Raw genomic sequence first — 6,981 nt, forward strand, 5'->3', positions numbered from 1 at the left:
CCGCCTCAATGGGGCCCGGTTTTCGCCGGGACAGGAAGGGAGGGGTGGGGAATGGAGAGGGAAGGGGTCTTTAACGGATAACGCGGATCGGCTCCGATCCGTCCCAGCCTTCCGCCACTTTGCGGATCTGCGCGAAAGTCCGTCTCTTGGTGCTACTGATGCCGGAAATCCCGATCACGGTTCCAGGGTGGGCCTCGGTATCGAAACAGGCGAAGCGCCCCTTTTCGCCGCCGATGCTGGCCTCATGGCCAACCCGGTAGCCGAGTGCCAGCGCCCTGTCTTAGGGGCCCTGATAGTCCTCGGTCCAGCAGGACATATGCTGCAGGCCTACATGACCAGCACCGGGAAACTCCCTGTACATTGAGGGGGCCTCGTTTCGCGGCTGGATGAGCTCGATCTCGCAGATCGCCGAAAACTGGCCAGCGCAATGCTCATCTTCGCGTCCGATTCTGTGCCCCGGTGGCGCAACCAGTCGGTCTTCACGTCTTCGATGTAAAATCAGGGCCCGACCCCCATCGCGGTAATCCAGGGATTCATGGCGGGTTCTATGCCGCGGGAGACAAAGCCGTTCTGGCAGACTTTCCCGAAAATTCGGCTCATTGCGGTGCCTCCCTGCCGTGCCTCTTCCGGGGCCGGCGGCGCCGAAAGGCCAGAGTCTGCGGGGAGTCTGCCGGGAGTCTGCGGGGAAACTTCTCACCCCCGGACAAGGCAGGGATCGAGGACGTAAACCGTCCACAAACCCGGCTGGCGGTATAGACAGTTTCTGGACGGGTCCTCCCGCCGTTTTGCCCTGCAGATTCCCCCTTAACGGCTGTTGACGCCTCCGATTCCCGCGCGTATACGCCCCACTTCGCCGGGAAGGCTGCGCTTTGAAGAGCGAACGCTCCCTCGAAACTGACAATTTAACCCTACCTAAGCCCCCGGGCCGCTCGAAGCTGACGAGCTGCGCGCCCAGGGCCTAAGTGTTTTGCGCGGACGGAAGCAAGATGGAAAAACAAAATATCCGGATCAGGCTGAAAGCCTTCGATCACCGCGCGCTCGACATGTCGGCGAAGGAAATCGTGAACACGGCGAAGCGCACCGGCGCGGAAGTCCGCGGCCCGGTCCCGCTGCCGACACGCATTGAGCGCTTCACGGTCATCCGGTCGCCGCACATCGACAAAGCCTCGCGTGACCAGTTCGAAATCCGCACGCACACCCGTATTCTCGACATCGTCGACCCGACCCCGCAGACCGTGGACGCGCTGATGAAGCTCGACCTGTCCTCCGGTGTCGGCATCGAGATCAAACTCGAGGGAGGCCGCTAATGACTTTGCCTGCTCCCCGTACCGGCGTTCTCGCCCGCAAGGTCGGCATGACCCGCGTCTTCGACGCAGACGGCCGCCATATTCCGGTGACCGTTCTGTCGCTTGAAGGCTGCCAGGTTGTCGGCGTGCGCACTGAAGAAGAGCGCACCGTAAAAACCAAGAAGGGCGGAGAAGTTATCCGCACCGACGGCTACAAGGCCGTGATCCTTGGTGCCGGTGACAAGAAAGCCAAGCGCACCGTGAAAGCGCTGCGTGGCCAGTTCGCCAAAGCGGGCGTTGCCCCTAAGTCGAAACTGAAAGAATTCCGCGTCAGCGGCGATCTTCCGGAAGTCGGCTCGACCGTCCTCGCTGACCATTTCGTGGAAGGCCAGAAAGTTGACGTTACCGCGAATACGATCGGCAAAGGCTTCGCCGGCGTCATGAAGCGCTGGAACTTCGGCGGCCTTCGCGCCACGCACGGTGTGTCGCTGTCGCACCGCTCGCATGGTTCGACCGGTATGCGCCAGGATCCGGGCCGCGTGTTCAAGAACAAGAAAATGGCCGGCCATATGGGCGACGAGCGGGTCACCACGCAGAACCTCACGATTGTGCGCACGGATGTCGAGCGCGGCCTGATCCTCGTGAAGGGCGCTGTGCCCGGTCACGATGGTACCTTCGTTGAAATCCGCGACGCCGTGAAAAAAGCGCTCCACAAGGATGCGCCGAAAGCTGGCTCGTTCAAGGCGCCCGAGAAGCTGACCGCCGGGGGTGAAGGCTAATGGAACTTGTCGTTAAAACGCTCGCCGGCGAAGCTGCCGGCAAGATCGACCTGGACGACGCGATCTTCGGTATCGAAGAAATCCGCGGCGACATCCTGCAGCGCACCGTGCGCTGGCAGCTCGCGCGCCGTCAGGCTGGTACGCACAAGGCAAAGTCGCGTTCGGAAGTGAACCGCACGACGAAAAAGTCGATCAAGCAAAAAGGCTCGGGCGGCGCCCGCCACGGCTCGCGCAACGCACCGATCTTCGTCGGCGGCGGCGCGGCTCACGGCCCGCGCGTTCGCAGCCATGCGCACGACCTGCCGAAAAAGATCCGCAAGATGGCGCTGGCCCATGCCCTCTCGTCGAAGGTCAAGGACAGCAATATCCTGGTGATCGACAAGGCTGAAATGGATGCCGGCAAAACCAAGGACCTGGTCGCTGCGTTCAAGGGTCTCGGCATCGAGAACGCCCTGATCATCTCGGGCGCCGAAGTGAACGAGAACTTCGCCCGCGCTGCCCGCAACATCCCGAACATCGACGTGCTCCCCGTCGCCGGCCTGAATGTCTACGACATCCTGCGCCGCCGGACGCTCGTCATCACCAAGGAAGCCGCTGAGGGCATAAAAGCCCGCTTCGACGGCGTCCAAGAAGAAGCGGAGGCTTGATCATGGCTGAAGTGAAGGCCCACCATTACGACGTGATCCGCCGCCCGCTGATCACCGAGAAATCGACGCTGGTTGCCGAGCAGAACAAGATCGTTTTCGAAGTCGCGCCGACGGCCGACAAGAAGGCCATCAAGGAGGCTGTCGAAGCCCTGTTCAAAGTCAAAGTCACGAAGGTCAACACCCTGGTCCAGAAGGGCAAGACGAAACGCTTCCGGGGCTTCCTCGGCCGTCGCTCTGACGTGAAAAAAGCCATCGTCACGCTCGCTGAAGGCCAGTCCGTCGACATTTCGACGGGCCTCTAAGGGAGAAGGACGAAGCATATGGCACTGAAGACATTCAACCCGACTTCGCCAGGCCGCCGCCAGCTCGTACTGGTCGATCGTTCGGCCCTGCACAAGGGCGACCCCGTCAAGTCGCTGACCGAAGGCCTTCACAAGAAGGGCGGCCGCAACAACCAGGGCCGTATCACCGTGCGCCACCAGGGCGGCGGCGCTAAGCGCCTTTACCGCAAGGTCGATTTCAAGCGCAGTCGCTGGGATATCCCGGCCGTTGTCGAGCGCCTCGAGTATGACCCGAACCGCACGGCCTTCATCGCCCTGATAAAGTATCAGGACGGCGAAATGGCCTATATCATCGCGCCGCAGCGCCTTGAGGTCGGCGACACCGTGATCACCTCGGCCACCGCCGACATCAAGCCGGGTAACACCCTGCCGCTGAAGTCGATCCCGGTCGGCACGATCATCCACAATATCGAGCTGAAGCCCCAGAAGGGCGCCCAGATGGTCCGCTCCGCCGGCACCTATGCACAGCTCGTCGGACGCGAATCCGGTTACGCGCAGATCAAGCTGGCCTCGGGCGAGCTTCGCAAGGTCCAGGATACCTGCCTTGCCACGATCGGCGCCGTGTCGAACCCGGACAAGATGAACGAAGTCAGCTCGAAAGCTGGCCGTACCCGCAACCAGGGCGTCCGCCCGACCGTTCGCGGCGTCGTCATGAACCCGGTCGACCACCCGCACGGCGGTGGTGAAGGCAAGTCCTCGGGCGGCCGTCACCCGGTCACTCCATGGGGCAAGAAAACCCGCGGTCCCAAGACCCGTACCAACAAGGCAACGGATCGTCTGATCATCCGTCGCCGTAACGCGAAACGCTAAGAGGAGCCGCGAGACATGCCCCGTTCTGTCTGGAAAGGCCCGTTCGTCGATGGCTATCTGCTGAAGAAAGCAGAAGACGCCCGCGCGTCCGAGAAGCGCGCCGTGATCAAGACCTGGTCGCGCCGTTCGACAATCCTGCCGCAATTCGTTGGCCTGAACTTCCAGGTCCACAACGGCAACAAGTTCATCCCGGTCACGATCTCGGAAGAGATGGTCGGCCACAAGCTCGGCGAGTTCGCTCCGACCCGTACCTTTTACGGCCACGGCGCAGACAAGAAAGCGAAGCGGAAGTAGTCATGGCAAAGTCCAAGAATCCTCCGAAGCAGGCCCCGAACGAGTCGCGCGCCGTGCTGCGCATGTACCGCTCGAGCCCGCAGAAGCTGAACCTGCTGGCTCAGCAGATCCGCGGCATGAAGGTCGAGCGCGCGCTCGCCGAACTGCAGTTCTCGCCGAAACGTCCGGCCAAGGACGTTCGCAAGCTGCTGCAGAGCGCGATCGCGAACGCCGAGAATAACCATGGTCTCGACATTGACAGCCTCGTCGTCGCCGAAGCCCATGTCGGCAAGAACCTCGTGATGAAGCGCATCCGGGCCCGCGCCCGTGGCCGCGCTGCACCGATCCAGAAGCCGTTCGCCCAACTTACCATCGTCCTTCGTGACGTCAGCTCGACTGCGGAGGCCGCATAATGGGTCAGAAAGTTAATCCGATCGGCTTTCGCCTGGGCATCAACCGTACGGCTGACAGCCGCTGGTATGCTGACAGCTCCGATTTCGGCCGCCTGCTTCACGAAGACCTCGCGATCCGCAAGCAGATCCGCGAGAAGCTGAAACAGGCAGGCATCTCGAAGATCATCATCGAGCGTCCGCACAAGAAATGCCTCATCACGATCCACACGGCCCGTCCGGGTCTCGTGATCGGCAAGAAGGGCGGGGACATCGAAGTCCTGCGCAAGGATCTCGCGTCGATGACGACTGACGAAGTCCGCGTGAACCTCGTTGAAATCCGCAAGCCGGAAATCGACGCTACGCTGATCGCCGACGACATCGCCCGCCAGCTCGAGCGCCGCGCTTCGTTCCGCCGCGCCATGAAGCGTTCGATCCAGTCCGCCATGCGCCTCGGCGCAGAGGGCGTGAAGATCGTCGTCTCGGGCCGTCTTGGCGGCGCCGAGATCGCCCGTACCGAGAAGTATGCCGAAGGTTCGGTGCCGCTGCACACGCTGCGTGCCGATATCGACTACGGCACCGCCGAAGCGTCGACCACCTATGGAATCATCGGCGTGAAAGTCTGGGTCTACAAAGGCGAGATCCTCGAGCACGACCCAATGGCCCAGGACAAGCGTCTTGAGACTTCGGGCCAGTCGCGCGCACGCGCAAACGCCAACCAACGCGGCCCCGCTTCGGGCGCGCAAGCTGCCGGAGCGTAATTCCAATGCGTCAACCGAAGCGAACCAAATTCCGCAAGGCCTTCAAGGGCCGCATCAGCGGGCAGGCGAAAGGCGGCACGTCGCTGGCTTTCGGTGAGTTCGGCCTGAAGGCTCTCGAGCCGGAGCGCGTCACCGCGCGCCAGATCGAGGCGACACGCCGCGCGATCACCCGCGAGATGAAACGTCAGGGCAAAGTGTGGATCCGCGTGTTCCCGGATGTTCCGGTGACCGCGAAGCCGATCGAAGTCCGTATGGGTAAAGGCAAGGGCGCTGTCGACCGTTGGGTTGCCCGCGTCGCTCCTGGCCGCATCCTGTTTGAAATTGATGGTGTTCCGGAAGTCACCGCCCGCCTGGCGCTTGCGCTCGGCGCCGCGAAGCTTCCGATCAAGACCAAAGTCGTCAAGCGCATCGAGGGAATCTGAGCCATGAAAGCTGCTGACGTAAGATCGAAAACGGCGGACCAGCTCGGCGACGAGCTTGTGAAGCTTAAAAAAGAACAGTTCAACCTGCGTTTCCAGGCGGCCACCGGCCAGCTGGAAAAAACCGGCCGCGCGACGGAAGTCCGCCGCGACATCGCACGGATCAAGACGATCCTTCGCGAAAAAGCCCTCGCAGGTAAGGCGTAAGGAGACACCCATGCCGAAACGTACCATGAGAGGCGTCGTTGTCTCCGCGAAGCAGGACAAGACAGCCATTGTTCGTATCGAGAGAACCTTCACACATCCGATGCTGAAGAAAATCGTCCGCCGGTCAAACCGCTATCATGCCCATGACGAAGGCAACATTGCCGTCGAGGGCCAGACCGTCACCATCCGCGAGTGTGCGCCGAAATCCAAGCTGAAGCGCTGGGAACTCGTCACCGATGAAGGAACCGAAGCATGATCCAGATGCAGACAAACCTGCGCGTCGCCGATAATTCGGGGGCCCGCCGCGTGATGTGCATCAAGGTGCTCGGCGGCGCAGCGCGCCGTTATGCCTCGGTGGGCGACGTGATCGTGGTCTCGATCAAGGAAGCGATCCCAACGGGCCGCGTCAAGAAGGGCGACGTGCGCAAGGCGGTCGTGGTCCGCGTGTCGAAGGACATCAACCGGGCCGACGGTTCGACGATCCGCTTCGACTCGAACGCGGCTGTCCTGATCAACAACAACGGCGAGCCGATCGGCACCCGCGTGTTCGGACCTGTTCCGCGCGAACTCCGCGCGAAGAACCAGGTCAAGATCGCCAACATGGCACCGGAGGTCCTGTAGTCATGGCCGCGAAGATCAAGAAGGGCGACACGGTCGTCATCATCTCGGGCAAGGACAAGGGCACACAGGGCGAAGTCCTGAAAGTCATGCCGGACGAGAACAAGGTTGTGGTTCGCGGCGTTGGCGTCGTGAAGCGCCACCAGAAGCCGACACAGATGGATCCGGGCGGCCTCAAGTCGTTCGAAGCCGCCATCCATGTGTCGAACGTCGCCCATGTCGACCCGCGCGACGGCAAGCCCGTCCGCGTCGGATTCAAGATTGACCAGCATGGCCGCAAGACGCGCTTTGCAAAACGCTCAGGGGAATCGATCGATGTCTGAGGCATATGAACCCCGCCTCAAGCGGAAGTACCGGGAAGAGATCCGGGCGAAACTGCAGGAGCAGTTCAATTATTCGAACCCGATGAAGGTTCCGAAGCTCGACAAGGTCGTGATCAACATGGGCGTTG

At 61.9% G+C, this 6,981-nt stretch carries 13 protein-coding genes and 1 pseudogene; all 14 read left to right on the forward strand.

Annotated elements, in window-relative coordinates; all coding sequences use genetic code 11:
• Positions 1 to 986 precede the first annotated feature (986 nt).
• Positions 987 to 1,307 carry a 30S ribosomal protein S10 gene (gene rpsJ / locus WEA77_RS02870; RefSeq protein ID WP_368066352.1) on the forward strand — a complete coding sequence of 107 codons (321 nt, stop codon included), beginning with the start codon at positions 987 to 989 and terminating at the stop codon, positions 1,305 to 1,307.
• A complete protein-coding gene (gene rplC / locus WEA77_RS02875; RefSeq protein ID WP_368066353.1) occupies positions 1,307 to 2,065 on the forward strand; it encodes a 50S ribosomal protein L3 in 759 nt (252 codons plus the stop codon). Before rpsJ ends, rplC begins: the two co-directional genes overlap by 1 nt.
• On the forward strand, positions 2,065 to 2,712 hold the full coding sequence (gene rplD / locus WEA77_RS02880) for a 50S ribosomal protein L4 (protein WP_368066354.1): 648 nt from the start codon (positions 2,065 to 2,067) through the stop codon (positions 2,710 to 2,712). Before rplC ends, rplD begins: the two co-directional genes overlap by 1 nt.
• 2 nt (positions 2,713 to 2,714) lie before the next feature.
• Positions 2,715 to 3,014, forward strand: a complete 300-nt coding sequence (locus WEA77_RS02885) for a 50S ribosomal protein L23 (RefSeq protein ID WP_368066355.1) — start codon at positions 2,715 to 2,717, stop codon at positions 3,012 to 3,014.
• An 18-nt stretch (positions 3,015 to 3,032) separates the two neighbouring features.
• Complete coding sequence (gene rplB, locus WEA77_RS02890) at positions 3,033 to 3,863, forward strand: 50S ribosomal protein L2 (protein WP_368066356.1); 831 nt, start codon at positions 3,033 to 3,035, stop codon at positions 3,861 to 3,863.
• A gap of 15 nt (positions 3,864 to 3,878) precedes the next feature.
• On the forward strand, positions 3,879 to 4,157 hold the full coding sequence (rpsS, locus tag WEA77_RS02895; protein WP_368066358.1) for a 30S ribosomal protein S19: 279 nt from the start codon (positions 3,879 to 3,881) through the stop codon (positions 4,155 to 4,157).
• 2 nt (positions 4,158 to 4,159) lie between these two features.
• Positions 4,160 to 4,549 carry a 50S ribosomal protein L22 gene (gene rplV, locus WEA77_RS02900; RefSeq protein ID WP_368066359.1) on the forward strand — a complete coding sequence of 130 codons (390 nt, stop codon included), beginning with the start codon at positions 4,160 to 4,162 and terminating at the stop codon, positions 4,547 to 4,549.
• Positions 4,549 to 5,286 (forward strand): 30S ribosomal protein S3, encoded by a 738-nt coding sequence (gene rpsC, locus WEA77_RS02905; protein WP_368066361.1) that lies wholly within the window; start codon positions 4,549 to 4,551, stop codon positions 5,284 to 5,286. Before rplV ends, rpsC begins: the two co-directional genes overlap by 1 nt.
• 5 nt (positions 5,287 to 5,291) lie before the next feature.
• The gene (gene rplP / locus WEA77_RS02910) at positions 5,292 to 5,708 is read left to right on the forward strand and encodes a 50S ribosomal protein L16 (protein ID WP_368066362.1); all 417 of its coding nucleotides are present in this window, start codon (positions 5,292 to 5,294) and stop codon (positions 5,706 to 5,708) included.
• 3 nt (positions 5,709 to 5,711) lie between these two features.
• On the forward strand, positions 5,712 to 5,912 hold the full coding sequence (gene rpmC, locus WEA77_RS02915) for a 50S ribosomal protein L29 (protein WP_368066363.1): 201 nt from the start codon (positions 5,712 to 5,714) through the stop codon (positions 5,910 to 5,912).
• Between the two features lie 10 nt (positions 5,913 to 5,922).
• Entirely contained in the window at positions 5,923 to 6,168 is a 246-nt protein-coding gene (gene rpsQ / locus WEA77_RS02920; RefSeq protein ID WP_368066364.1) for a 30S ribosomal protein S17, read from the forward strand.
• Positions 6,165 to 6,533 (forward strand): 50S ribosomal protein L14, encoded by a 369-nt coding sequence (gene rplN / locus WEA77_RS02925; protein WP_291037111.1) that lies wholly within the window; start codon positions 6,165 to 6,167, stop codon positions 6,531 to 6,533. Before rpsQ ends, rplN begins: the two co-directional genes overlap by 4 nt.
• Positions 6,534 to 6,535: 2 nt before the next feature.
• Positions 6,536 to 6,853 (forward strand): 50S ribosomal protein L24, encoded by a 318-nt coding sequence (rplX, locus tag WEA77_RS02930; protein ID WP_368066366.1) that lies wholly within the window; start codon positions 6,536 to 6,538, stop codon positions 6,851 to 6,853.
• A pseudogene (locus tag WEA77_RS02935) lies at positions 6,846 to 6,981 on the forward strand (50S ribosomal protein L5); the annotation flags it as partial. The gene rplX and the pseudogene WEA77_RS02935, both read left to right, overlap by 8 nt.

The organism is Hyphomonas sp., assembly GCF_040882205.1.
In the GTDB taxonomy this organism is placed as follows: Bacteria; Pseudomonadota; Alphaproteobacteria; order Caulobacterales; family Hyphomonadaceae; genus Hyphomonas.

Bases quoted from the DNA above. Each gene is read 5' to 3' on its own strand.
- rplC (WP_368066353.1), top strand. From the start codon at position 1,307: ATGACTTTGCCTGCTCCCCGTACCGGCGTTCTCGCCCGCAAGGTCGGC.
- rpmC (WP_368066363.1), top strand. From the start codon at position 5,712: ATGAAAGCTGCTGACGTAAGATCGAAAACGGCGGACCAGCTCGGCGAC.
- rplP (WP_368066362.1), top strand. From the start codon at position 5,292: ATGCGTCAACCGAAGCGAACCAAATTCCGCAAGGCCTTCAAGGGCCGC.
- rpsQ (WP_368066364.1), top strand. From the start codon at position 5,923: ATGCCGAAACGTACCATGAGAGGCGTCGTTGTCTCCGCGAAGCAGGAC.
- rplN (WP_291037111.1), top strand. From the start codon at position 6,165: ATGATCCAGATGCAGACAAACCTGCGCGTCGCCGATAATTCGGGGGCC.
- WEA77_RS02885 (WP_368066355.1), top strand. From the start codon at position 2,715: ATGGCTGAAGTGAAGGCCCACCATTACGACGTGATCCGCCGCCCGCTG.
- rplX (WP_368066366.1), top strand. From the start codon at position 6,536: ATGGCCGCGAAGATCAAGAAGGGCGACACGGTCGTCATCATCTCGGGC.
- rpsC (WP_368066361.1), top strand. From the start codon at position 4,549: ATGGGTCAGAAAGTTAATCCGATCGGCTTTCGCCTGGGCATCAACCGT.
- rpsJ (WP_368066352.1), top strand. From the start codon at position 987: ATGGAAAAACAAAATATCCGGATCAGGCTGAAAGCCTTCGATCACCGC.
- rpsS (WP_368066358.1), top strand. From the start codon at position 3,879: ATGCCCCGTTCTGTCTGGAAAGGCCCGTTCGTCGATGGCTATCTGCTG.
- rplV (WP_368066359.1), top strand. From the start codon at position 4,160: ATGGCAAAGTCCAAGAATCCTCCGAAGCAGGCCCCGAACGAGTCGCGC.
- rplD (WP_368066354.1), top strand. From the start codon at position 2,065: ATGGAACTTGTCGTTAAAACGCTCGCCGGCGAAGCTGCCGGCAAGATC.
- rplB (WP_368066356.1), top strand. From the start codon at position 3,033: ATGGCACTGAAGACATTCAACCCGACTTCGCCAGGCCGCCGCCAGCTC.